We start from the raw sequence: 25,632 nt of genomic DNA on the forward strand, positions 1-25,632 counted from the left end.
TCAATAAGGAAATAACAGACAAAAAAGCGGGGATTCCCCGCTTTTTTTGTAACTAAAAAAAGAGTGCCCCCCAGTATGCACTTCTTTTCGTATATATTATTTCTGATTTCTCTTCCATTTTGTAAACTCTAAAAATTCACGAAATTGTTCTTTTGATACACCGGAGTTCATGGCTTCTTTGACGAGATGTGTCCATTCCGAATCCAATTGATTTTCGGATGGTATTTCGTCATGAAGGAGCGTATCCACGGGAATTTGCAGAACATTGGCAATTTTTTCAAGAAATTGAATGGAAGGGTTCTTTTGTAAATTACGTTCAATGGAACTAATATAAGACTTTGCAACACCTGCTTTTTCAGCAAGCTCTGTTAAAGAAATCCCTCTTTGCAACCGAAGGCGTTTTATACGTTCTCCTATCATCTTTGTGCACCTTTCTGTAAGTATGTAGTCGGCTTATGATGTCATTATTATAACACAAATTTCGTTAAAAAGAACGCCTCTGCTAGTTTCTGGTAGGCTGGTTCATACGTTGGAAAAAGTGTTCGATATCTTGAATAGCAATCCCAGCATCTAAAGCTTCAAGCATTAAATCAATCCAATCCTGATCTAGCGTATCTGCCTTTTCTTTGTACAAAGTGTATTCCTCCCTAATATGTAATGAATCGTACAAAATAAACAATCTTTTAAACACATTATAATATTTCGAAAAGTTAATTTGGTAAAAATAATGTTAATTTATTGTATATTTTGTAGGTAAAATCAATAAAAAGTTATTGTTTTGTCATTCTATAAAGAAATTGTAATAGTTTTATCAAAAATTATCAATATCTTCAGAAATAACTGATATATGGAGAAATATTTTTGTGGAAAATATGTAATTTTTACAAAAATGTTACGAAAGTTACAAAATAGCACAAAATCAAACAAAATATTGAAAAATTACTGAATTTTTATTATTATCTAAATATTGGTACATATTTTATTGGGGGAGGAAAAAAGGGATGAAAAAGAAACCGTTTAAAGTGTTATCAACACTTGCTGTAGCAGCTGTTCTTAGTTGCTCGTTTGGGGCTGGTAGCCAGTCTGTTTATGCAGAAACACCTGCAAAAACAGTACCTACAAGTCCAATTGATGATCATTTAATTCCAGAAGAGCGCTTAGCTAATGCTCTTAAAAACCGAGGAGTGATTGATTCATCAGCTTCAAATGAAGAAACAAAGAAAGCTGTCGAAAAGTATGTAGAGAAAAAGAAGGGTGACAAACCTGGAAAAGAAGAAACAACTGGGGATTCTGTTACAAAAGAAGCGTCTGATTTCCTGAAGAAGGTTAAAGATGCAAAGGCAGATACAAAAGAAAAATTAGAAACACCAGCAAATGGTAATGGAGCTGGAGCAGTTCCCGCTAAAGGCGCATTAAATGGTAAAGTGCCAACTACTTCTGCAAAGGCAAAAGAGTATAATGGAAAAGTTCGTAAAGACAAAGTACTTGTTTTACTTGTAGAGTATGCTGACTTCAAACATAACAATATTGATAAAGAACCTGGTTATATGTATTCTAGTGATTTTAACCAAGAACATTATCAAAAAATGTTATTTGGTGACGAACCATTTGCATTAGATGATGGAAGCAAAATTGAAACATTTAAGAAGTATTATGAGGAACAATCTGGCGGTAGCTATACAGTAGATGGAACAGTTACAAAGTGGTTAACAGTTCCAGGAAAAGCTGCTGATTACGGCGCAGATGCTGGAGATGGTCATGATAATAAAGGACCACTAGGACCTCGTGACCTGATCAAAGATGCATTAAAAGCAGCGGTAGATAGCGGTCTTGATTTATCAGAATTCGATCAATTTGATCAATATGATGTAAATAAAGATGGCAATCAAAATCAACCAGATGGCTTGATTGACCACTTAATGGTTATCCATGCTGGTGTTGGACAAGAAGCTGGTGGCGGTAAATTGGGTGATGATGCAATTTGGTCACATCGTTGGACAGTTGGTCAAAAACCATATGAAATAGAAGGTACAAAATCAAAAGTACCATACTGGAATGGCAAAATGGCAGCGTTTGACTACACAATTGAACCAGAAGATGGAGCAGTTGGTGTATTCGCACATGAATATGGTCATGACTTAGGTCTTCCAGATGAGTATGATACAAAATATTCTGGCGGTGGTGAACCAGTTCAGTCATGGTCTATTATGAGTGGCGGTAGCTGGGCAGGTAACATTGCTGGAACAACGCCAACAAGTTTCTCTCCGCAAAACAAAGAGTTCTTTCAAAAAACGATTGGTGGAAACTGGGCGAATATTGTGGAATTAGATTATGATAAGTTAAACCGAGGAATTGGTTATGCAACATACTTAGATCAAAGTGTAACAAAAACAGCTCGCCCAGGTCTGATCCGTGTTAATTTACCGGATAAAGATGTAAAAGGAATTCAGCCTGCGTTTGGTAAGAAGTACTACTATAGTACAAAAGGTGATGATCTTCATACAACATTAGAAACACCTTTATTTGATTTAACAAATGCAACAAATGCAAAGTTTGATTACAAATCATTATATGAAATTGAAACAGACTATGATCTCTTAGAAGTACATGCAGTAGCAGAAGATGGATCGAAAACATTAATCGATACAATTGGTAATAAAAATGTAAAAGGTGGTGCAGATACCACTCTTGGAAAATGGGTAGACAAATCTTATGATTTAAGCCAATTTAAAGGTAAGAAAGTGAAGCTTGTATTTGAATATAGTACTGATGGTGGTTTAGCATTAGATGGATTTACTCTTGATAATGCAACATTAACAGTAGATGGTAATGTTGTATTCTCTGATGATGCAGAAGGTACACCAAAATTCAAACTAGATGGCTTCGTTGCTTCTACTGGAATTGAAAAGAAAAAGCACAACTACTATGTAGAGTGGAGAAACTATGCTGGTGCTGACGAAGCGTTAAAATATGCTCGCGGTCCAGTATATAACACAGGTATGGTTGTATGGTATGCAGACTCAAGCTATACAGATAACTGGGTTGGCGTGCATCCAGGATACGGATTCCTTGGTGTAGTTGATTCTCATCCTGAAGCAATTGCAGGAACTTTAAATGGTAAGCCAACATTTAAAGATAGCACACGTTATCAAATTGCTGATGCAGCGTTCTCTTTCGATCAAACACCGGCATGGAAAGTTGTATCACAACCTCGTGGAACATTTGAATACAGTGGACTACCAGGTGTTGCGAAGTTCGACGATTCTAAAGCTTATATTAATAAGCAAATTCCAGATGCAGGACGCATTTTACCAAAACTTGGCCTGAAATTTGAAGTAGTTGGCCAATCGGATGATAAGTCTGCAGGTGCAGTTCGCTTATATCGTTAATTATGAAGAAGCTGTTGAAGGTTTTCCTTTCAACAGCTTTTTTTATGAGCAAATGTATTTTATATGAAATGCAAACTCGTATATAATTAAACTTTAAGAATAGGAAAATGTTAAGTAAAAGGTGGAATATATTGAAGAACCAATATAAAACCTTTTTTTAAGGTGGTAGAGAGGATCCGTCCAAGCATAGAAGCGGTCAGATCTTTTTCCTGCCCCATGCCAAGTGAAACAAAGAGAGAAAATAAGTGTAGGTCACTTTTTGTTTTCATAGCAGTGATTTATATGTTGAAATAGCAATGCAAATATAGAAGGAGGAGATAGCAGATGGATATCACTTCTATTGTGAACGAGCAAAAGTCATATTTTTATAAAGGTCACACAAGAAATATAGAAGAAAGAAAGCAACATTTAAAAAGATTATATGAAGGGATTCAGCGTTTTGAGTCTGATATTTTTCAAGCGTTAAAATTGGATCTAAATAAATCAGATCATGAATCATTTACGACAGAGGTTGGATACGTATTAAAGGAAATTTCATTTTTAGTGAAACATCTTTCTTCATGGAGTAAGCCGAAGCGCGTTCGTACCGCACTTACACATGTTGGTTCGAAAGGAAAAGTGGTTCCAGAGCCTTATGGTGTTACCCTTGTAATGGCTCCGTGGAATTATCCCTTTCAACTTGCGGTTGCACCCCTTGTAGGGGCAATAGCCGCTGGAAACACGGTTGTATTAAAGCCGTCAGAATTGACACCTAATGTTTCTAGTCTTCTTGCAAATATGTTACAAGAGTTATTTCCGGCCGAACTTGTTGCGGTTGTTGAAGGCGGTACCAAAGAGAGCACAGCACTGTTAAAAGAGCCGTTTGATTATATTTTTTTCACCGGTAGCGTTGGAGTGGGTAAAATTGTTATGGAGGCGGCAGCTAAAAGTTTGATTCCCCTTACGTTAGAGCTTGGTGGAAAGAGCCCATGTATTGTGCATAATGATGCAAAGTTAGAAATAGCAGCAAGGCGCATAGTTTGGGGGAAATTCTTGAATGCGGGACAAACATGTGTTGCACCTGATTACATATATGTTCATTCTTCTGTAAAAGAACAATTTATTAAAGCACTACGAATTGAAATTAAAAATCAATATGGCGAAAAACCACTGCAAAATGAAAATTACGTTCGGATTGTCAGTAAACGTCATTTTGAAAGATTATGTTCTTTCTTACAAGATGGTAGGGTTGAAATTGGTGGGAAATATAATGAGGAAACTCTGCATATTGAGCCTAGTATTATAACGAATATTACATGGCAGGATTCCGTTATGGAAGATGAAATTTTCGGTCCAATTTTGCCGATTATAGAGTATGAGAAAATAGAAGACATCATGGAAAGAATTCAGCGACAACCTAAATCATTAGCTTTATATGTATTTTCAGAGAGTAAAGAAATTCAAAGACAAATTACACGTAATGTCTCATATGGCGGTGGGTGTATAAATGACGTTGTATATCATCTTGCTACGCCATATCTACCCTTTGGTGGTGTTGGGAGCAGTGGATTAGGAAGTTATCATGGAAAACAAAGTTTTCGCACATTTTCACACTATAAAAGCATTTTATCCCAATCTACAGTATTTGATATGAAAATTCGTTATTCTTCTACAAAAAGTGCTTTAAAATTCATACGAAAGTTGTTAAAATGATGATGGTGTTTATCAGTAGGCGTAGCCGTATGATAAAAACCCCTTCTCGCCTGAAGGGGTTTTTCTGTTCGACATATGTATCATGCGAAAATGAATCAAACATACTACATAAAGAATAGATAAGGACGCTGTTAAACAATCGTTTTTGTTTGGATCGAAACAAAAGAATTGATAGAAAACTAATATTTATTCATGAATATAAAGATTAAAAATTTGAGGTAGATAGGACGGGAAAATGAAAAAGATTATTAAAGTTGAAGCAGTAGAAAAACATTTTGGAGATCAAGTGATTATACCACCTCTTTCTTTAGATATTAAAGAAGGAGAATTTTTAACAATTCTTGGACCGAGTGGGTGTGGGAAAACAACGTTACTTCGTATGATTGCAGGTTTTGAAACTCCTACAAAAGGGAATCTCTTACTTGACGAGGATAGAATTAACGATTTACCACCTTATAAGCGTCATATGAACCTAGTGTTCCAGCATTATGCATTATTTCCACATATGACGGTGGAGAAAAATATTTGTTTTGGTATGAAGATGCAAAAAGTATCAGCGGCAGAACAAAAAGAACGTGCAGAAGAAGCGATGCGCTTAACGCAGCTCCTTGAATTCCGTAATCGTAAGCCTGCAAAACTTTCTGGTGGACAACAACAGCGTGTTGCAATTGCAAGAGCAATCGTAAATAATCCGCGTGTGTTATTACTGGATGAACCACTTGGAGCGCTTGATTTTAAGTTGAGAAAAGATTTGCAGCGTGAATTGAAAAATTTGCAGCGTAATTTAGGAATTACGTTCATTTATGTAACACACGATCAAGAAGAAGCAATGAGTATGAGTGATCGAATTGTTGTTATGAATAAAGGACATATTGAGCAAATCGGAACGCCAAAGGAAATTTATAAAGAACCGAAAACATTGTTTGTTGCGACGTTCATTGGTGAAAATAATATTATAAAAAATGGGGAAAGCTACGTAGCAGTGCGCCCTGAAAATGTAAAAATACGTTCGGTTGAGCAACCGATTTTAAAAGAATACCATCTTGGGCATATTGAAGATGTTGAATTTGTTGGAAATATGGAAAAGCTTTATGTACGCGATGAAAAAACATCAGAACTATTAATGGCATATCAAACTGCCGAAGAAGCAGCGCAGTGGGGTATCGGTGATAATGTATATGTAGGCTGGGAGCAAGAGGATGAGGTGACCTTAAATTGAAAAAAGGGAAACTACTCGCATTACCTACAGTTACATGGTTGCTAATCTTCTTTTTATTTCCGCTTGTATTCGTATTAGCATTTGCGTTCTTACAGCGCGGAGCATACGGGACAGTGGAAATGCAATTTACATTAGATAATATATCGCGCGTGTTTGATCCGTTGTATATGAATACATTATGGGAAACAGTGAAAATTGCAGTTATTACAACAGTACTTTGCTTACTCATTGGTTATCCATTTGCATATACAATTACAATTGTTGATCGTAAATATCGTTCTATTCTTCTATTATTAGCAACGATTCCGTTTTGGATTAACTTTCTTGTGCGCTCATATGCATGGATTGTTATTTTACGTTCACAAGGTCTTGTAAATACATTATTGCTGAAGTTAGGCATTATTAATGAACCTTTAAATTTATTATATAATACACCATCTGTAATATTAGGAATGGTATATTCTTTACTTCCATTTATGATTTTACCAGTGTATGCAGCGATTGAGCAGCTTGATAAACGTAAGTTAGAAGCAGCATATGATCTAGGGGCAACACCAATGAAGGCATTTTGGAATGTGACATTGCCAATGACGATGTCAGGGGTCGCTACTGGTTCGATTCTAGTATTTGTTTCATCTATCGGAATGTTTGTTGTATCAGACGTCATGGGTGGATCAAAAGTAGCATTGATCGGAAACGTGATTCAAAACCAATTCTTAGGTGCGCGTGACTGGCCATTTGGATCTGCATTATCAATTATTGTTGTTCTGTTCTCTGTTCTGTTAATTTACTTATATTATCGTGCGACGAAAGTATATAAATACGGAAACGGAGGGGAATAGACAAAGATGAAGAAGTTTTTAGTATCTTATTCTTGGTTGATTTTATTGTTCTTGTATTTTCCAATGATGGTTCTAATGGTATATTCTTTTAACGATTCGCGTATTAACGCAGAATGGGAAGGATTTACCTTCCATTGGTATACAGATTTGTTTCAAAAGCAAGATGTCATTGATGCATTTGTAAATAGTATTACAATTGCAATCGTGACGACAGTTGTGACAACGGTTCTTGGCGTGATTTTTGCTGTTGCATTACATCGTTATAAATATCGTTTTGAAGGAGCAATTAATGGTCTTGTATATTTACCGATTCTAATTCCGGATATCTTAATGGGATTATCATTACTCATTTTATTTAGTCAAATTGGGATGGAACTTGGACAAGTTACCATTATTATTGCACATATTACATTTAGTATTTCGTTTGTTGTTGTGATTTTAGCAGCACGTCTTTCTGGTATGGGACGTGATTTAGAAGAAGCGGCGAATGATTTAGGTGCAACCCCATGGCAAACGTTTCGTTATGTAACGTTTCCAGGAATTGCACCTGGGGTTATTTCAGCGGCATTATTAACATTTACATTATCAATCGATGATTTTGTGATTAGTTTCTTCGTGTCTGGACCAGGATCAACAACATTGCCATTATATATTTACAGTATGGTGAAACGCGGAGTAACACCTGAAATTAATGCTCTTTCTACAATATTAATTGTTGTTATTGTAGGATTAATGGTTGCATCGGAAATATTCCGTAATAAAGGTGCAGATGGTGAAGAAAACTCTGGAGGACATCTTCCATTATAAGAGAGAATTACAAAGAACGAGGAGGCAATGAATCGATGAAATGGATGAAAACAATAGCTGGTGCAGCAATTAGCTTTAGCCTTGTTGCCGGTGTACTTGCTGGCTGTGGTGAAAAGAAAGAGGAGCTAAATATTTATAGCTGGGCTGATAACTTTGATGAGCAAGTGTTAAAGGATTTTGAAAAAAAATATAACGTGAAAATTAACTATGATAAATACGCAAGTAACGAAGAAATGCTTGCGAAATTACAAGCTGGTGGTGCAAAATATGATTTAATTCAACCGTCAGATTACATGGTTAAAACGATGGCAAAAATGGATTTATTAGAGCCATTGGACAAGAAGAACATTCCAAATGTAAAAAATCTTGTTTCAAATTTTAAAACACCTTCATTTGATCCAGAGAATAAATACTCGCTTGTATACACTTGGGGTGTAACAGGAATTGCTTACAATAAAAAGTATGTAAAAGAAGCGCCAACAAGTTGGAGCGACTTATGGAATGAGAAATATAAAGGACATGTTACTTTATTAAATGATTCTCGTGAAGTGTTAGGAGTGGGTCTGAAAAAGAACGGATTTTCAAACAGCACACAAAATGATGCAGAGTTAAAGACAGCAGCTGCTGACTTGCAAAAATTACTTCCTAACTTACTTGCATTTGATACAGATAATATTAAACAAAAGTTTATTACAGAGGATGCTTGGATTGGAACAGTCTGGTCTGGAGATGCAGCGTTCATTGCAAAAGATAATAAAGATGTAGAGTATGTTGTTCCAAAAGAAGGCGGTACAATTTGGGCGGATACATTAGCAATTCCAAAAGGTGCGAAACATAAAGATCTTGCCGAGAAGTTTATGAACTACTTAATGGATGAAAAAGTAAGTGTGAAAAACTATGAATCCATTGGATATAGTAATCCAAATGAAAAAGCATGGGAACTTCACAGTAAAGAGTATCGTGATAATCATATGATTTTCTTATCGAAAGACGAATTAGCTCGTACAGAGTGGCTTGTTGATGTAGACAATAAATTAAAAGAGTATGATCGTTACTGGACAGAGTTAAAAACAAAAGGAAAATAGAAACAGAGAACTGAATCTTTTAGGTGGGAGAGAGGGTCCGGCCGGGCATAGAAGCGGTCGGATCCTTTTTTCGCCCCATGCGGCGTGAAAACAAAGGGAGAAAATGAGTGGAGATTCCTTTTTATTTTCATAGCCGCGATTTATGTGTTGGAAAAACAAACTGGATATATAATAAAATGCGGTTTCTAAATAGGAACCGCATTTTATTATAATAGGAGGAAAAATTTGAAACGAAAATTACATCGATATGAGCTCGCTTGTATTCTCTTGTTGTTTGCTGCATTTGCTCTCATTGCTTGGAGAGTACAAGCAGATGGTATAACAACACTTGATATATATGTGAAAGATCTTGTAAGAGGATTACAAACAGAAAGTTCATTTGCGTTTTTTACATATTTTACAAAAATGGGATCTGCAATTGGGATTATAAGCACGCTTATTCTTAGTCTGTTCGTGTTTTGGAAGAAACGTTACTATGCAGCGATGATTGTGTATCCTACGGCTGTGTTAATGACACATCTTGTGAATAAAGGAATAAAAGAAATGATGAAAAGAGATCGTCCGAGCTTAAATGAAGCGCTTGATGCCCTTGGATATAGTTTTCCAAGCGGCCATGCTATGCTATCAATGATTACGTATGGATTTCTTGCTTATATCATTGCTGCAAACGTAAAAAATGTGGCTGGGAAAGTTGTTATTACGATTGCGATGGCATTGCTAATCATATGGATTGGATTAAGTAGGATTATTTTATCTGTACATTATCCGACTGATATTTTAGCTGGCTATTGTTTAAGTGGTATTGCATTAATTATCGCTATGTATTTTCATCGCTTATTTTCAGAGCGATTTGGAACGAATCAAGAGAGATGAGACACGTCCGAAAAGGCTCAGATTACCGGGTTTTTCGGACGTTTTTTTTCATACCAAATTCTCTAATTGATTATGGTAATATGTGCTAAAATATATATAAATCCAAATGAAAAAACCGACATAAACCATTTTTTAGGTGGAAGAGAAGATCCGTCCGTGGATAGAAGCGGTCAGATCCTTTTTCAGCCCCATGCCAAATGAAAACAGAAAGAGAAAACAAGTAGCGGTCACTTTTTGTTCTTCGTCGCAGCAACTTATATGTCGAAAAATTAAAATGGATTTATATAGAAAGATTCACTAATTATATAAAGTAGGTGAAGATGTGTGAAGACAAATGTACATAAAATAGATAAATGGGGGAAATTCGGTAGTTTTCTTTATCAACTTCGCTATACAGTCATAATTACATTAGTTGTGTTAGCGATAGCACTCGGCATTTTCGCACCAAAACTTCCAGGGGTATTAGGGGGCGATGGTTTCCAAACAAAAGGAGACTATCAAACGACAAAAGCAATTTTAGATAAAGATTTTAAACAGTCTCAAGATACGCTCCTTCTTGTTTTCCAGAAGAATAAAGGAATTTCAAAAGAGGATTTTCAAAAAAGAATCGAAGACATTACAACAAGAATTCAAACGAAAGAAACGTATGATTCATTCCATCATCCATTAGAAAATAAAGAAATGTTACAAGACGATATTGCGTATGCGACAATTTTATTTTCCGGGAAAACAAGTAAAGAACGGAATGAAAAGACATTACAATTTGCAAAAGAAATAGAAAAGGAAAGTAACGATACTTTGAAAGTATCACCAACAGGTTTTCCAAAGATTAATGAAGAAATTAATGAGCGGACACAAAATGATTTGAAAGTAGCAGAAATGATTGGATTGCCAATTGCCTTTCTTGTACTACTATTTTCATTCGGTAGCTTGCTTGCTTCCATCTTGCCGATTTTAAATGGGGCGCTGAGTGTTATTAGTACAATGGGCATTTTATATTTTATTGGTGTAGATAAAGAGTTATCTATTTTTGTATTAAATGTTGCACCTATGATTGGGCTTGCGCTATCAATTGACTTTGCATTGATGTTTGTGAATCGGTTTCGAGAGGAAGTGGCATATCGGACAGTAAAAGAGGCGATAGCTGTCACATATCAAACAGCGGGGCGTGCTATTGTATTTTCAGGGTTATGTGTTTTTGTTGGTTTATCCGGTTTGTTTTTCTTTGAAATTGATTATATTCAGTCTGTTGCGATTAGCGGGATGATTGTTGTTATAATGAGTATGTTATTTTCACTTACACTTCTTCCGGCATTGTTATCGTTAATAGGGAAGCGAATCTTGAAAAGGGATCAAACTGCACCTCGCACTTCAAATATGTGGCGTAAGTTCGCTCAATTTGTTATGAAGCATCCTATTATGATGATTATCGTTGTTACATTGTTTATTATTGTCTGTTTGTTGCCGCTTCGCACTGCTAATCTGCAATTTCCTGGTGTAGAAGCATTGCCAGAGAAAAGTGATACACGAATTGCATATGAAAGGTATGAAGAGTCATTTAACAAAATTGTAAAAACACATGCCGATGTTACACTAGTACTAGAGATGAAAAGTAATGTCATAGAGAAAGAAAATTTACAGAAGTTAGAAGATGTTATTCAAAAACTGAAAAAAGATAAGCATGTATATAAAGTAAAAAGTCTATATGATGAACTAAACGGTATGAAACCTGAACAGCTTGCTACATTGTTACAATCCCCACAGCGTACGCAAGTGGAACCTGTACTGGAAGCATATACAAAAGGAAATAAAACAACTCTTCAAATTTCCTTGGATACAAAGCCGAGGACGGAAACTGCGAAGCAATGGGTTCGTGATTTTAAAGACACGTATAAAGATGACAGTATTACGTATTATTTAGGTGGTATGACAACATTTCAACAAGAGTTAGAGGATGAAATTAAAGATAAAGTTGTGGTTGGGATGTCTGTCATTTTCGGTTCCACTTTCTTTATTTTGCTCTTTGCATTCCGATCTATACTTATTCCAATTAAGGCCATTGTGATGAATGTGCTTAGTTTAAGTGCAACCATTGGTATTGTGATTTGGCTATTTGAAGGTGGACATTTCGGATTGGAAGAAAGTTCAGTTTTATTCGTGTTACCAATCTTTATATTCGGCCTTGTGTTCGGCTTAAGTATGGATTATGAAGTATTTCTTATTTCTCGTATTCATGAATTGTATGAAGAGACAGGAGATAATGATACGGCAACGTTAGAAGGGCTTGTATCAACGAGTCGTATCATTACATCAGCTGCTCTCATTATGATTGTTGTAACAGGTGCATTCGCATTTACTGATATTTTACCAGTAAAGCAAATGGGACTCGGTGTGGCACTTGCTATTTTTCTTGATGCAACAATAATTCGACTTATGCTTGTACCAAGTTTAATGAAAATGTTCGGAGATTGGAACTGGTGGCTGCCGTTTCGAAAGAAAAAAGTAAAATCATCGGATTAAAAAAGCGCTCATCTTGTAGAGAGACCACTGAAAAACGGAAGTTTTTCAGTGGTCTTTTTTGATCCGTCATTCTTTCCATATATATTCATTTTGATTTACTGACATATCAATCGCGGATATGAACACAAAAGCGGATCTCCTCTCATTTCCTCCCTCTCACCCAAAAAGAAACGTTTTTTAGCAGTTTCTCTTATAGGAGGAGCGCTTTTTTTATGAATAGCATCACCCTCTTTTTGCAAATAGTATGTGGTAAGAACAATACATATAAAAGCAGGTGAAGACAATGTTTCGCTATTTTAAATTTAAGTTAAATGATACTGTACAGTTTGCAGAAAATGATGGGCACATGTATCGCATTGTCGGCTATAGACTAGAAAAAGGGTTTTACCCAAAAGATGAATGGACTCATATTATTTATGAATTACTGAGGGAATTTGATGGGTACACAATGGATGCTGAAGAAGAGGAACTTGTGAAAGTAATTCAAGTGGAGGAAGAATATTATAAAATACATGAGGTGTCCGGTTATCGGTACCCGGTGAAAATGAAATCGAAGCCAAAAGTTTCTCAGGAAGAAACGATAGATGATTTATTAGATGCTTACAATGACTACAAGCGATTAGCAGATTTTTTTAAAGATTTATCTTATGAGCAAAAAGCAGAACAAATGTTACGAGAAATGAAGAAATTACGTGCTTAGAGGGCAGTCTATGCAATAGACTGTCTTTTGCTTTAAACAATGCATAATGAATCATTTTCCGTTACAATAGTAGAATCAATAGAAATAAGGTGGATAAAGCATGGAAATGAAAAGAAAGGGAGAATGGTGTGAAATTACGGTTCCTGCTAAATGGAGCGGTATCAGCATTGATTCTTTGTTAAAAGAAGAATGGGGCGTCCCCAAAAAACTATTACATCAACTTCGTATGGAAAAAGGTATCATCGTCAATGGAGAACGAAAACGATGGAGTGAACCTTTAGCAGAAGGAGATAAATTGCAAGTTCATATGTTTATCCAGGAAGAATATGGTGTCCAGCCGGAGTTCGGTGATTTAGAAGTGATATTTGAAGACGATCACGTATTAATTGTAAATAAACCTGCGCATATGGATACGCATCCTTCTAGCAAAGGTGGAACAGGAACACTTGCAAACCTTGTTGCTTTTCATTTACAAATGCAAGGTGTGGAGACGAAAGTACGGCATATTCATCGATTAGATAAAGATACAACGGGTGGCGTTGTATTTGCAAAACATGGGATAGCTGGTGCTATTATGGATCGGTTATTAATGGAGCGTAACATTAAAAGAACGTATTTGGCATTGGTGGAAGGGAAAGTAAAAAAGAAGCAAGGGATAATTGACGCAGCGATTGGAAGAGATCGACATCATGCAACAAGACGCCGAGTTTCTTTAAAAGGCGATCAAGCGGTAACGCATTATCGGGTAGAGAAATATTTTAAGCATCAAGATGTAACGCTTGTAACGTTACAATTAGAGACAGGAAAAACACATCAAATTCGCGTTCATATGAGTCATAGTGGTCATCCACTAATTGGTGATACGTTATATGGTGGACAATCCACATATATGTCAAGTCAAGCCTTACATGCTATGCGGATTGCATTTTTACATCCAATTACAAAAGAAGAGATAACAGTAGAGGTTCCACTTCCTAGCTATTTAAATAACATCATGAAATCTTTCCAAACGTCGAACAAGTAAAGTTTTTCTGTTTAGTTGAGAAAGATATTTTTTGCAGGAAATTTTTTGTGAAAATCGAAGCCGTAAATAGAAAAGAGAGGTGAAGATTACTTGGTAAGATATAAATATATTATGGGTATATTTTTTGCTGGCCTTCTATTTACGTTGTTTCTATATCCAAATTTACCGAATTATCTAGCGGTGCACTGGAATCAGAATGGTGAACCAAATGAATATGCGAGGAAGCAAGTGGTGGTATTATTTATTCCTTATCTTATTGTTTTTTTTCATGGTCTGTTGTATATAATCTCACGTTACGTATATAAGTTTAATGAGAATGACCACTATATTGTGATGAGATTTAAAGAGAATGTATCGCTATTTTTATTATTTATTCATATGTTTATTCTTGCTATTGGCACTGGAATAGATATACCATTTCAAACGGGTCTTATAATAGGGATTAGCGCGTTTCTTTTTATGGTTAGTAAAGGATTTAAAAAAGGAAGAAAAAAAGAAGAGGAGCCGATTGTGTTACAGAAAATACGTTTGTTTAGTCAGCGTATTTTTCAATACATGTCGCTTATCATATTAATTTGTTTGTTTTTGAAACTACAATGGGGATTGTATCTACTAATCGGTGTGATTAGCTGTGGGTCTATTGCTTTTATGTGTTGTATTTTGTATTCATATATACTAGAAAATTATGAAACATAAAGTAAAACTTTAATCAGTGGGGGCTTCTTTATCTCCCCCCGCTGATTATCGGCCCTCACCAATCGAGCTTTTCCGGGCAGTTGATCCCAAAACCTAACGTCTTGTTTTCGCTGAATTTTGAGGTGGGGGTCTTACTGCTCGCGAATAGAGGGAAAAAAGGAGTCTTCTATAATAGGAGACTCCTTATATATATAAGTCCATTTTGATTTTCCAATATATAAGTCGCGGCTATGAAGACCAAAAGGAGACCTGCACTCATTGTCTCCTTTTGGTTTCACATGGCATGGGACAGAAAAAGGATCTGACCGCTTCTATGTGCGGCCAGATCCTCTCTCCCCCTCTAAAAAGAAAGGTTTTAATTCATATACTTACTTCGTAATAAATTGTTGTGTCCAGTAGTTTCCACTTTCAACATAACCAACACCGATGTGAGTGTAACCGCTATTTAAAATATTTGCACGGTGACCTTCACTATTCATCCAAGCTTGTACAACTTCTTCTGGTGTACGTTGGCCTTGTGCGATGTTTTCACCTGCAGATTTATAAGAAATACCGAACTTCTTCATCATATCGAATGGAGATCCGTATGTTGGGCTATTATGATCGAAGTAGTTATTTTTTTGCATATCTTCAGATTTAGCACGTGCAACTTTACTTAATTCAGCGTCAACTTTTAATGCTGGTAAGCCTTGTTTTGCACGCTCAGCATTTGTTAATTCAACAACGCGTTGTTCAAATTCGCTTAAAGAGCCTTTTGCTTCTTCAGCTGGCTTATTTTCAGCCGGTTTTTGTGCTTCATTGTTATTAGTATTGTTGTTGTTGTTGTTGTTGTTTTCAGCTGGCTTTTGAGCCTCTGGTTTTGCTGTTTCTTCAGCCGGTTTTTGTTCTACCGGTTTAGTAGTTTCTGGTTTAGTAGTTTCTGGTTTAGTAACCTCTGGTGTAGTAGGTACGTTTGGTTGCTGACCAGGAATGAAGCAGTTCCCTTGTTGGAATTTTACTTGATTCCATTGTGCTAGAGAGTTAATTCCCATAGATTGTAAGTATTTTTGTAATTCTTGTTGATTCATATGTTGCATAAAGACTTTAGAATGCTGAATATTCTGAACCTTTATTGTGGATGGTTGTACCGTTGCTGCCTCGGCACTAAGAGTAGATGCTCCGAATGTAAATGCAGTTGCTGCTGCTACAGATAATAAAACACGCTTTTTCATGATATGTGTCCCCCTATGTAAAAGTTTTTTAACTGTTCTCACACAGATTTATTTTTGACAGCCTGTCCGACTGACAAATTCATCGTAGCATACAAATTGCCGGAAAAAAGATGGAAAAAAATACATAGACTATAAAATTACCTATTTTATCCTAGATTTAAATAAGAGATGAAATGCGAGAAAACTAGATTGTAAAAGGAAGTTTCAGCATTTTCTGCCTTGCTTATAAAGGTGATATTTTGGGTGAAATTACCTATTTAGGAAAGATGAAAACCATTCACATCAAGGGTTTTACCACTTTTTTGAGGAATATAATGGATGCTTTTTTACGAAGTTGTAATCTTTTTGTTGTTCTTTTTTTATAGACGGTAACATATTTTTAATCTTGTAGCGAATAAAAAAGCGGCTATCTCTTTACATAGAAGAAAGAGATAGCCGTTTTCACATTGTTACATATATTACGAGTTTGATTCAATTGCTTCTAATAATAAATCTACAATATGAATACCTCTCATTTTATGAGAAAGCTTTTCACGTTCAATGCCGAGTTTCATTTGTAGTAAGCACCCTGGATTTGCAGTGACAATTGTTGTTGCATCGGTTTCATGAACACGTTCCATTTTGTAATCTAAAAATTCCATGGATAATTCCGAATGTACAATATTATAAATACCAGCAGAACCACAGCAACGATCCGCTTCTTTCATTTCACGATATGTCACACCTTGAATTGCTTGTAAGAGCATACGAGGTTGAGAAGATGTCCGCATGACATTACGCAAGTGACAAGAGTCTTGATACGTAATAATTTGCGGAGGAAGGCGTAAATCAGTTCGTTTATGAAAATCTAATTCTACTAAAATAGCAGTGATATCTTTTATTTTCGTAACAAATTGTTTTGCGCGTTCTGCCCATTTTGGATCATCTTTTAATAAGTAGTCATAATCTACGAGATACGCGCCACAACCACCGGCGTTTGTAATAATATAATCAATTTTTAAATCTTCAAAGGCTTGGATGTTTCGTTTTGCAAGCTCTTTTGCGCCACTTTTTTCTCCGGCATGACCATGTAGTGCTCCGCAGCAACTTTGTTCTTTTGGAATCACAACATCACAGCCAGCAAGTTGAAGGAGTTTCATCGTAGCGTTGTTTGTTTCCAAAAACATTGTATCCATTAAACAGCCAGTAAAGAAAGCAACACGTTTTTTCTTTGTTGTTTCAGCTGGTAAAAATTCAGGGCGATTTTTCATTTCTTTCATCTTAGGTACTTTTGGTAAGACGAGATCCATTGTTGCGAGTGTTTCTGGGAACAACTTCATAATGCCTGTTTTATGTGTTAACGTTTGTAAGCCAGAGCGTTGATAAAAACCGATTAGTCCTGTTAATGTTCGCATGCGATTTTGGTGAGGGAATAAGCCTTCGAATACAATTTTACGAACAGCTTTGACGGGCATAGAGAACTTTTTATTTTGATTCATAATATCGCGTGCTTCTTCTAATAAATGTCCGTAATTTACGCCAGATGGGCAAACAGGTTCACAAGCGCGGCACCCAAGGCAAACATTTAATGTATTTTCAATATCTTCATCCGGCTCAATTAATCCATCGACAACGCCCTTCATTAAAGCGATACGACCGCGCGGGGAATGAGACTCTTTATATCCAGATTGAATATAGGTAGGACAAGTTGGTAAACAAAATCCACATCGCATACAGTTTAATAATTCATCTTCATTCAGGCGTTCTTTAAATGCTTTTTGAATCTGTCCCTTATTTAATGTTGTCATCTTTCTACCACCACTCTTTTACGAGAGTCCTTGGCAAACATTTTTCCAGGATTCATAATGTTATGTGGATCGAAAGCTTGCTTAATACCTTTCATAGCAGCGATGCCTTCTTTTCCTAATTTCAACTCTAAATAAGGAGCTTTCATGGCACCAACGCCATGTTCACCTGTAATGGTACCACCAAGTTCAATTGCCTTTTCGAAAATTTCTGCAAAGGCTTGTTCAGCACGGTGCATTTCTTCAGCATTACGAGCATCGGTCATACATGTTGGATGTAAGTTTCCATCACCAGCATGCCCAAATGTACAAATAGAAATATCATATTTTTTAGCGATGGCATTAATTGCTTCAACCATAGGAGCAATTTGAGAACGTGGTACAGTAGCATCTTCTAAAATTGTGGTAGGTTTCAGTCTTGCTAGAGCAGAGAGCGCACTGCGACGCGCTGTACGGAGTGCATCTGCTTCTGTTTCATCCTTTGCAATACGAACATCAACCGCATGCATAGAACGGCAAACTTCAGCCATTTTTTCAATATCGCGGTTCACAACTTCAGGAGAGCCATCTTGTTCGATTAGGAGAATTGCTTTTACATCTGTTGGTAAACCAATCTGTGCAAATTCTTCTACCACTTCAATTGTTGGTTGATCTAAAAATTCAAGTGTTGCTGGAATAATTTTATTGGCAATAATTGCTGATACAGCACGAGCGGCTTCATTGATGTCTTGATATAATGCAAGCATTGTTTTCTTTGTTTCAGGCATTGGAACAAGTTTTAAAATGGCTTTTGTTACAACACCAAGTGTCCCTTCAGAGCCGATGAATAGGCGAGTTAAATCATAGCCAGCTACATCTTTTGCTAATTTACCACCGGTGCGAATGATATCACCATTTGGCAAGACAATCTCAAGGCCCATAACATAATCTCGTGTTACACCGTATTTTAAACCGCGTAAGCCACCGGAATTTTCATTGATATTCCCACCGATTGTAGAAATCTTCATAGAGCTTGGATCTGGTGGATAAAATAGCCCTTTTTCTACCACTGCTTTAATAATATCAAGTGTAATGACACCAGCTTGCACGGTAATTGTTAAGTTTTCTTCATCTATTTCTAAAATATGATTCATATGGCGGAAGATAAGAACAACTCCGCCTTCAAGTGGACATGTTCCTGCGCAAAGGTTTGTTCCAGAGCCTCGTACGTAAACTGGAACTTTATGATCGTTACATACTTTTAATATTTCAGCTACTTCGTTCGTGTTGCGTGGTGCGACAACCGCATCGGGCATCGCTTGGAAATTTGGAGTTGCATCGTAGCTATACGTTAAACGTCCCATGTTGGACGTATCTACATTATCTTTGCCAACAATGGATACGAATGAATCAATAATATGTTGTTCTAACATTAGAAAATCCCCCTCAAACTGTTAACTTGTTTATCCTATTCATAAGAGTTTGACTCATTTCATCATTCAGTGACTATTTACTGAATGATGAAAATAAGAATATACACGTTGTAACAGTGTTTTCATTATAATCATAAAAAAGTAGGGGATTTCTTTCTATGTATAATCAACTGAAGATTAATTGTTTTTGCTGTCTTTTTTTGTATGATTATCTAATAAAAGAAGTGCAAAGTATAAAATAATTAAATCTTTAAATTGTTTTGGGTCAAGTCCTGTATAATCTTCTATTTTTTTAAGTCTGTAATGTAATGTATTAATATGAATGTGTAACAGTTCTGCTGTTTGTTTATAGGATTGATTATGATCGATAAATAAGCGTAGTGTTTGCATGAGTTCAGTTGCAGGTAGCAAGTGATAAATGGTGCGTTGAAGAAATTCTTCACGAGTGTTAGCGGTAATATCTTGTAAACACATTTCTAAACGTAAATCTTCATTAAATATAATGCCTTTTGTTTTAAAGGCAACCGAAAGCGCACGCAATGCTTGTTCGTATGATACATGCATTTCATTTGGCATTACTGTTTGTCCAATACCAATATATAGTATAATCGGAAATAAAGATTCACAATCGTGTTTCAATCTCTTTAAAAATTGAAAAGTTCTTTTCTTTGCTTCCATTGTTGTAAATAATATAAAACGGTCATTTCCCCATCGTACAAATAGTTCCTCTTTAGCTAACAAGTTACGAATATGCTGCCAAATTTTCCGTTGTAGCATTGTATCATCTTGATCAAATGAAAATAAAATAAGTTGTTTTTTCTTATGTAAATCGATACCGAGTGTTTTCGCACGGTCGAGAAAACTAGGAGACCAATCATTGCTTTGCAACCAATCAAAAACAAAAGCTTCATAGGAACGTTGCTCGAGTTCTAGTTGTTCTAAAAAATAATTTTCATGAATTAATAATTCGGTCATTTTTCGTAATATTTCCCCGTATTGTGAAATGTTTTCGGGTTCACCTGTAATGCCAATAACGCCAATTACTTCATCATGGAAAAGGAGAGGCAGATTCATTCCTGCTTTTACCCCTTGTAAATATCGTTCATCTTCTTTTGTAATGATGACAGTTTTCTTTTCTTTCGCACAGCGAAGGGCGCCTTCATGAAATTGTCCAATTCGTGCTGGATTTGTGCTAGCGATAATTGTGCCTTGTATATCAATAATTATAATATTTTCAGTAAGTAGCCTTCGAACTTCACGGACAATTTTGTTTGCTAAATCGGGAAAAAGCATAATTTGCACACCTCTATTTCTATTTGTTGTACATTATATATGTAGTTTTATTAAGACTAGGAAGATTTCACACTTTCCTCACAAATATTTGCTATTTTACAATTATAACGAAATCATCTAAAGATGGAGGGAATCTTTTGAAGAAATACTTTTTTCTGCTATGTTTTTTGTTTCTGTTAGCAGGATGTCAGGGGAATTCATATACACCGATTGCTAAAAATAAAAGTATCATCATAACAACAAATATTAAAGAAGGTAGCGTTAGTTTTATTGATGAAAAGTCGAAAAAGACATTAACAACATGGGAATTAAAAGAACCTATTACAGGAATCGTGCTGCTGCCAAGTGGGGAAGACATGCTTGTATATGGTAAGCAGTTAGAATATGCATATATATACTCGTTAACAGAAGGAAACGAAGTGAACAAATGGAAAACGGGAAAAGGAATTACGAATGTCATCGTATCAAATGATGGAAAACAATTATTTATGGCTGATCAAAATGAACAAAAAGTACGATTCTTTACAATAAATGGGAAAGAGACAGAGAGTGTTTCGGTAGGAAAAGGCCCGCTAACAATGGTGCAGAATGATAAACAATTACATGTATTAAATTTTTATGATACACAGTTATCAACAATTGACTTAGACCAAAAGAAAGTTGTGCATTCATTTATGGTACCACCAGCATCAACAGGGGCAATGGTCAGCGCTGATGGAAAGGAAATATGGATTGGTGGACATGGAGATGGGAAGCAAGTGAATGAGAAAGTATTGGTTTATTCTTTAGCAGATGGACAGATGATTCGCTCTTTACATGCACCATTTATGCCAGTTAGTCTTGCAGGAGATGAAAAATTCGTGTATGCATTAAGTCATGGATCAAATACATTAAGAAAATTTGATGCGCGAACATATCAAGAAGTAGGAGCTCTTGAGGTAGGATCTAATCCATTTGCTTTTTTGAAAAGTGGGAAAGAAGGTTATGTAGCTAGCTATGATAGTAATGAAGTGTATGTAATTGATATTCAGAAAATGAAAGTGAAACAAACGATTGCGGTTGGAAAGGGACCGTTTCAACTTACGCAGCGAGAAGGGAGAGAGGGAGAGAGATGAACAAACATAAAGTATTACTTGTAGATGATGAAAGTGATATGAGACAGCTTGTTGGGATGTATTTAGATAATTTCGGATATGAATGGGGAGAAGCAGAGAACGGAAAAGATGCGCTTCATATGCTTGATACAGATCATTACGATTTTGTTATTTTAGATATTATGATGCCACAGATGGATGGAATTTCAGTCTGTAAAGAAATTCGAAAAACATCGGATGTACCAATTATTTTTTTAACAGCAAAAGGAGAAGAATGGAACCGCGTTAATGGTTTACGGATGGGAGCGGACGATTATATTGTAAAGCCATTTAGTCCAGGTGAGCTCATTGCTCGTATGGAAGCTGTATTAAGAAGATATACGAAGCAAGAACAACAAGAAGAAGAACTTCAATTTGGTTCAATCGTAATTAACGAAAAAAGTCGTCGAATTGAAATAGACGGAGAGTCTATTTCTCTTACTGTAAAAGAGTTTGATCTACTTTATTTTCTTTGCGGGCATAATGGACAAGTGTTTAGTCGTGAGCAATTACTTGAAAAGGTATGGGGATATGATTACGCAGGAAGTACGAGAACGGTAGATACACATGTGAAAACGATGCGTTTAAAACTTGGAGAAAGTGGAAACTACATTCAAACAGTTTGGGGTGTAGGTTATAAATTTGAGGTGTAACATGTTTACGATGGTACAAAAGCTTTGGCTTACGGTGGTATGTGCAGTATGTGTAACAGTTTCTTTTCTTTATTTCGTGTCCTTATATTCATATGAAAAGTTATATGTTCAAAACATTGAAGATTCGTTAGTAATGGAAGGGAAAAGGCTCGTATCTCAATATAAAAAGGACGAGGGTACGTTAGCGTTTGGAGAGAAAGTTCAGGCATTTGATCGTATCTCGAGTGCGGATGTACTTTTCGTTAGTAATCCTCGTGATTTAAGTGCTTGTATACCTTTTGATGTACATCATCATTCCCTTATTAGTGAGAGTGATAGACAAACATTGTTAGATGGAAAGACTGTTACGAAGGTTGGATATGAAGAACATTTCGAGCGTAATATTATGGGAGTTGTTATTCCTGTTTTAGAAGAAAAGAAATTAGTTGGGATTGTGTACTCATATATTCCATTAAAGAGTATTAAAGATTTAATCTATGATATGGGACTTATTTTAGCTCCATTAGCTTTCGTTATGATTTTACTTACAATATGGATTGGTAGAAAAATTATTATTGCGATTACAAAACCGCTCTCACAAATGGAACGAGTTGCAAATCATATGGCAACAGGAGATTTTTCTGAGCGTATTACGATTTCGTCGGAAGATGAAATAGGACGTTTAGGGAAAGCGTTTAATAAAATGGCAAATTCATTAGAAATGGAAGATGTCAAACGTAAGGAATTTTCAGCAAATGTTTCTCATGAACTGCGGACGCCACTAAGTTATATTAAGGGGTATAGTGAAGCGATATTAGATGGAGTTGCAAAGGGACAGCAACAATCAAAATTTACACAGCTCATTCATAGAGAAGCTGGTCGTATGCAACGGCTTGTTCATGATTTATTGGATTTGGCGCAACTTGAAGGAGACCATTTTCCATTAAAAAAACAACCGATTGTATTTGCGCAGCTTATTGAAGATGTATTAGAAACGTACGAATTGAAATGTATGGAAAAAGAGCTGTATATTTCAACGGATCTTGATCCAGATATTATTGTAACGATTGATGAGGATCGGATGCAACAGGTGCTTCATAACTTGCTAGACAACGCTATTCGTTATACAAATCAAAATGGAAACATTTCTATACAATTGAAGAAAAAAGATAGGCAGTGTGAATTGAAAATAAAGGATACGGGAATTGGTATTGATGCTGAGCATTTAGAGCAGCTTGGCGAACGTTTCTATCGGGTTGATAAAGGGCGAAGTCGCAGGCATGGTGGAACAGGTCTTGGTCTTGCGATTGTCAAACAAATCGTGCATATCCATGATGGAGAATGGCGAGTCGAAAGTGAAAAAGGAAAGGGAACAACGGTTATTATAAAATTACCTGCGAATGAAGAAGGAAGTATGTTTTAGTTGTCAATTTCCCCACTTAAACGTAACACGTTTTGAAGTGGGGGTCTTACTATCCGTGAATAGAGGGGGAAATAGGAAATGAAGGCGAATAATACCAGATCAAATACCAGTTACAACCCGCTATTGGGTATAATAACCATCAATTTCCTCTATATAACAAAAATTTGGCTATTTTATGAACAAAACATTTGTACTTCTTACTAATTCGTTCTAAAATGGTTATGGATGCTATGTTCTTATAAATCGTTTGAATTGTTGTTTGGATGATACTGAGGTGATTTAACTGGAGTACAAATCTATTAAGCCGAAAAAAATTTACGAAGAAGTATCTGAAGCCATTTTAACGATGATAAAAAATGGTACATTAAAACCTGGTGACAAACTTCTTCCTGTTCATCAATTAGCCGAGCAGTTTCAAGTTGGCAGATCTGCAGTTCGTGAAGCGCTTAGTGCCTTGCGAGCTATGGGGTTAATTGAAATGAAACAAGGGGAAGGAACATATGTGAAGAACTTCGATTCTTCAGCATTGACAAAACCTTTAAATAACATGTTGTTAATGAAGAAGGAAGATATTTTAGATTTATTGGAAGTACGAAAAGTGCTTGAAGTCGGGGCAGTTCGGGCAGCAGCAGTAAAACGTACAGAAGATAATTTGAAAAATATGAAGCATTGGTTAGATGAAATGGAAAAAAGCATGGGGAATGAAAGGGCTGGTGAAAAAGCGGACTTTCATTTTCATATGGGAATTGCAGAATCTTCACATAACAACATCTTACTCGAACTTATGAATCATGTTTCGGAAATGATTGCTGAGACGATTGGTGAGTCGAGACGCATTATTTTATATGGTGAACAAACAACAGCAGAACGACTTTTAGAAGAGCATCAAGTTATTTATGATGCGGTATTGAAACAAGATGTGGAATCTGCACAGCAAGCAATGCTAAATCATTTAACAAATGTAGAGCATATTGTCACAGGTAGACAAGATATAAATTCGTGATGTAGTCTTTCAAAAATTCATTTTTCTGATAGAATAGAGAAAGATTGAGTAAGCGTTTTCTTTTTAGGGAGAGGTTTAGGTAGGTCAATTATGCCTAGCTTCTTCTTTCTGTTAAGTCATCTGATGACCATATGATTGTTGGCGAAGTTGTAATGAGGGGGAATTATAATTATGAAAGTTACTTTGTTTGTTACTTGCTTAGTTGATATGTTTGAAACAAATGTTGGTAAAGCAACGGTTGAATTGTTGGAGCATTTGGGGTGTGAAATTGAATTTCCAGAAGCTCAAGTTTGCTGTGGACAACCAGCATATAACAGCGGTCATGTAGAAGCAGCAAAAGAAGCGATGAAGCATATGATTGAAACTTTCGAAGATGCAGAATATATCGTTACACCATCTGGTTCTTGTGCGACAATGTTTCATGAGTATCCACACGTTTTTAAGGATGATCCGAAATGGGCACCTCGTGCACAAAAAGTAGCAGATAAAACATATGAATTAACACAATTTATTGTTGATGTGTTAAAAGTTACAGATGTTGGTGCGCACTTAGAAGGAACAGCGACTGTTCACAAATCTTGTCATATGACACGTTTGCTAGGAGTAAAAGAAGCTCCAGGGATTTTACTATCAAATGTAAAAGGGCTAACTGTAAAAGAACTACCAAACGTACAAAATTGTTGTGGTTTTGGGGGAACGTTTTCAGTTAAAATGACACCAATCTCTGAACAAATGGTAGATGAGAAAGTGGATAGTGTGATGGAAACAGGTGCTGATTATTTAATTGGTGCTGACTGTGGGTGTTTGTTAAACATTGGCGGACGTATTGAGCGCTTAGGTAAAGAAGTAAAAGTAATGCATATTGCTGAGGTATTGAATAGTCGCTCATGAAGG

General features: G+C 36.0%; 22 protein-coding genes. 16 read left to right on the forward strand and 6 right to left on the reverse strand.

What is annotated here, in order from left to right:
• Window positions 1-96: 96 nt before the first annotated feature.
• Window positions 97-420, reverse strand: a complete 324-nt coding sequence (locus tag NSQ40_RS06935) for a helix-turn-helix domain-containing protein (protein WP_003196031.1) — start codon at window positions 418-420, stop codon at window positions 97-99.
• An 82-nt stretch (window positions 421-502) separates the two neighbouring features.
• Window positions 503-634: an anti-repressor SinI family protein gene (locus NSQ40_RS06940; protein WP_003196032.1), complete on the reverse strand. Its 132-nt coding sequence runs from the start codon at window positions 632-634 to the stop codon at window positions 503-505.
• A 367-nt stretch (window positions 635-1,001) separates the two neighbouring features.
• On the opposite strand from NSQ40_RS06940, the gene NSQ40_RS06945 reads away from it, so the two are divergent.
• The 11 genes from NSQ40_RS06945 (at window position 1,002) to NSQ40_RS06995 (ending at window position 14,847) form a co-directional block, all read left to right on the forward strand.
• Window positions 1,002-3,389 (forward strand): immune inhibitor A domain-containing protein, encoded by a 2,388-nt coding sequence (locus tag NSQ40_RS06945; protein ID WP_003206430.1) that lies wholly within the window; start codon window positions 1,002-1,004, stop codon window positions 3,387-3,389.
• A 324-nt stretch (window positions 3,390-3,713) separates the two neighbouring features.
• Entirely contained in the window at window positions 3,714-5,081 is a 1,368-nt protein-coding gene (locus tag NSQ40_RS06950; RefSeq protein ID WP_003196034.1) for an aldehyde dehydrogenase, read from the forward strand.
• Between the two features lie 235 nt (window positions 5,082-5,316).
• Window positions 5,317-6,300 (forward strand): spermidine/putrescine ABC transporter ATP-binding protein PotA, encoded by a 984-nt coding sequence (gene potA, locus NSQ40_RS06955; RefSeq protein ID WP_003196035.1) that lies wholly within the window; start codon window positions 5,317-5,319, stop codon window positions 6,298-6,300.
• Window positions 6,297-7,142 carry a spermidine/putrescine ABC transporter permease PotB gene (gene potB, locus NSQ40_RS06960; protein WP_018764143.1) on the forward strand — a complete coding sequence of 282 codons (846 nt, stop codon included), beginning with the start codon at window positions 6,297-6,299 and terminating at the stop codon, window positions 7,140-7,142. The genes potA and potB overlap by 4 nt, the downstream gene beginning before the upstream one ends.
• 6 nt (window positions 7,143-7,148) lie before the next feature.
• On the forward strand, window positions 7,149-7,949 hold the full coding sequence (potC, locus tag NSQ40_RS06965; RefSeq protein WP_003206425.1) for a spermidine/putrescine ABC transporter permease PotC: 801 nt from the start codon (window positions 7,149-7,151) through the stop codon (window positions 7,947-7,949).
• Between the two features lie 35 nt (window positions 7,950-7,984).
• Entirely contained in the window at window positions 7,985-9,034 is a 1,050-nt protein-coding gene (locus tag NSQ40_RS06970) for a polyamine ABC transporter substrate-binding protein (RefSeq protein ID WP_003196038.1), read from the forward strand.
• A gap of 225 nt (window positions 9,035-9,259) precedes the next feature.
• Complete coding sequence (locus tag NSQ40_RS06975; protein ID WP_003196039.1) at window positions 9,260-9,907, forward strand: phosphatase PAP2 family protein; 648 nt, start codon at window positions 9,260-9,262, stop codon at window positions 9,905-9,907.
• Window positions 9,908-10,231: 324 nt separating this feature from the next.
• Window positions 10,232-12,427: an MMPL family transporter gene (locus NSQ40_RS06980; RefSeq protein WP_258248209.1), complete on the forward strand. Its 2,196-nt coding sequence runs from the start codon at window positions 10,232-10,234 to the stop codon at window positions 12,425-12,427.
• Between the two features lie 283 nt (window positions 12,428-12,710).
• The gene (locus NSQ40_RS06985; protein ID WP_003196041.1) at window positions 12,711-13,127 is read left to right on the forward strand and encodes a hypothetical protein; all 417 of its coding nucleotides are present in this window, start codon (window positions 12,711-12,713) and stop codon (window positions 13,125-13,127) included.
• Window positions 13,128-13,227: 100 nt separating this feature from the next.
• Window positions 13,228-14,151: an RluA family pseudouridine synthase gene (locus tag NSQ40_RS06990; protein WP_003196042.1), complete on the forward strand. Its 924-nt coding sequence runs from the start codon at window positions 13,228-13,230 to the stop codon at window positions 14,149-14,151.
• A gap of 90 nt (window positions 14,152-14,241) precedes the next feature.
• Entirely contained in the window at window positions 14,242-14,847 is a 606-nt protein-coding gene (locus tag NSQ40_RS06995) for a DUF1648 domain-containing protein (protein ID WP_018764147.1), read from the forward strand.
• A gap of 368 nt (window positions 14,848-15,215) precedes the next feature.
• On the opposite strand, the gene NSQ40_RS07000 is transcribed toward NSQ40_RS06995, so the two are convergent.
• The 4 genes from NSQ40_RS07000 to NSQ40_RS07015 form a co-directional block, all read right to left on the reverse strand.
• Entirely contained in the window at window positions 15,216-16,058 is an 843-nt protein-coding gene (locus NSQ40_RS07000; RefSeq protein WP_341286084.1) for a CAP domain-containing protein, read from the reverse strand.
• 458 nt (window positions 16,059-16,516) lie between these two features.
• A complete protein-coding gene (locus NSQ40_RS07005; RefSeq protein ID WP_033795993.1) occupies window positions 16,517-17,845 on the reverse strand; it encodes a (Fe-S)-binding protein in 1,329 nt (442 codons plus the stop codon).
• The gene (glcD, locus tag NSQ40_RS07010) at window positions 17,842-19,254 is read right to left on the reverse strand and encodes a glycolate oxidase subunit GlcD (protein ID WP_003196046.1); all 1,413 of its coding nucleotides are present in this window, start codon (window positions 19,252-19,254) and stop codon (window positions 17,842-17,844) included. Before glcD ends, NSQ40_RS07005 begins: the two co-directional genes overlap by 4 nt.
• 177 nt (window positions 19,255-19,431) lie before the next feature.
• Window positions 19,432-20,547, reverse strand: coding sequence for a CdaR family transcriptional regulator (locus NSQ40_RS07015; protein ID WP_003196047.1), 1,116 nt, complete (start codon window positions 20,545-20,547; stop codon window positions 19,432-19,434).
• A 137-nt stretch (window positions 20,548-20,684) separates the two neighbouring features.
• Here NSQ40_RS07015 and NSQ40_RS07020 point away from each other — a divergent pair, with 137 nt between their 5' ends.
• The 5 genes from NSQ40_RS07020 to NSQ40_RS07040 all read left to right on the forward strand — a co-directional run bounded on the left by NSQ40_RS07020 (window position 20,685) and on the right by NSQ40_RS07040 (window position 25,629).
• Window positions 20,685-21,662: a YncE family protein gene (locus NSQ40_RS07020; protein WP_033798114.1), complete on the forward strand. Its 978-nt coding sequence runs from the start codon at window positions 20,685-20,687 to the stop codon at window positions 21,660-21,662.
• A complete protein-coding gene (locus NSQ40_RS07025; protein WP_258248210.1) occupies window positions 21,659-22,333 on the forward strand; it encodes a response regulator transcription factor in 675 nt (224 codons plus the stop codon). The genes NSQ40_RS07020 and NSQ40_RS07025 overlap by 4 nt, the downstream gene beginning before the upstream one ends.
• A 1-nt stretch (window position 22,334) precedes the next feature.
• On the forward strand, window positions 22,335-23,735 hold the full coding sequence (locus tag NSQ40_RS07030; RefSeq protein ID WP_003206404.1) for a sensor histidine kinase: 1,401 nt from the start codon (window positions 22,335-22,337) through the stop codon (window positions 23,733-23,735).
• Window positions 23,736-24,048: 313 nt separating this feature from the next.
• Window positions 24,049-24,738, forward strand: coding sequence for a FadR/GntR family transcriptional regulator (locus NSQ40_RS07035; protein WP_255258758.1), 690 nt, complete (start codon window positions 24,049-24,051; stop codon window positions 24,736-24,738).
• Between the two features lie 171 nt (window positions 24,739-24,909).
• Window positions 24,910-25,629 (forward strand): (Fe-S)-binding protein, encoded by a 720-nt coding sequence (locus NSQ40_RS07040; protein ID WP_003206400.1) that lies wholly within the window; start codon window positions 24,910-24,912, stop codon window positions 25,627-25,629.
• Window positions 25,630-25,632: the final 3 nt, after the last annotated feature.

Origin of the sequence: Bacillus sp. FSL K6-6038 (assembly GCF_038050455.1) — a bacterium.
Taxonomy (GTDB): Bacteria; Bacillota; Bacilli; order Bacillales; family Bacillaceae_G; genus Bacillus_A; species Bacillus_A pseudomycoides.

Bases quoted from the DNA above. Each gene is read 5' to 3' on its own strand.
- NSQ40_RS06935 (WP_003196031.1), bottom strand. From the start codon at position 420: ATGATAGGAGAACGTATAAAACGCCTTCGGTTGCAAAGAGGGATTTCT.
- NSQ40_RS06945 (WP_003206430.1), top strand. From the start codon at position 1,002: ATGAAAAAGAAACCGTTTAAAGTGTTATCAACACTTGCTGTAGCAGCT.
- NSQ40_RS06950 (WP_003196034.1), top strand. From the start codon at position 3,714: ATGGATATCACTTCTATTGTGAACGAGCAAAAGTCATATTTTTATAAA.
- potA (WP_003196035.1), top strand. From the start codon at position 5,317: ATGAAAAAGATTATTAAAGTTGAAGCAGTAGAAAAACATTTTGGAGAT.
- potC (WP_003206425.1), top strand. From the start codon at position 7,149: ATGAAGAAGTTTTTAGTATCTTATTCTTGGTTGATTTTATTGTTCTTG.
- NSQ40_RS06970 (WP_003196038.1), top strand. From the start codon at position 7,985: ATGAAATGGATGAAAACAATAGCTGGTGCAGCAATTAGCTTTAGCCTT.
- NSQ40_RS06985 (WP_003196041.1), top strand. From the start codon at position 12,711: ATGTTTCGCTATTTTAAATTTAAGTTAAATGATACTGTACAGTTTGCA.
- NSQ40_RS06990 (WP_003196042.1), top strand. From the start codon at position 13,228: ATGGAAATGAAAAGAAAGGGAGAATGGTGTGAAATTACGGTTCCTGCT.
- NSQ40_RS07000 (WP_341286084.1), bottom strand. From the start codon at position 16,058: ATGAAAAAGCGTGTTTTATTATCTGTAGCAGCAGCAACTGCATTTACA.
- NSQ40_RS07005 (WP_033795993.1), bottom strand. From the start codon at position 17,845: ATGACAACATTAAATAAGGGACAGATTCAAAAAGCATTTAAAGAACGC.
- glcD (WP_003196046.1), bottom strand. From the start codon at position 19,254: ATGTTAGAACAACATATTATTGATTCATTCGTATCCATTGTTGGCAAA.
- NSQ40_RS07015 (WP_003196047.1), bottom strand. From the start codon at position 20,547: ATGCTTTTTCCCGATTTAGCAAACAAAATTGTCCGTGAAGTTCGAAGG.
- NSQ40_RS07025 (WP_258248210.1), top strand. From the start codon at position 21,659: ATGAACAAACATAAAGTATTACTTGTAGATGATGAAAGTGATATGAGA.
- NSQ40_RS07030 (WP_003206404.1), top strand. From the start codon at position 22,335: ATGTTTACGATGGTACAAAAGCTTTGGCTTACGGTGGTATGTGCAGTA.
- NSQ40_RS07040 (WP_003206400.1), top strand. From the start codon at position 24,910: ATGAAAGTTACTTTGTTTGTTACTTGCTTAGTTGATATGTTTGAAACA.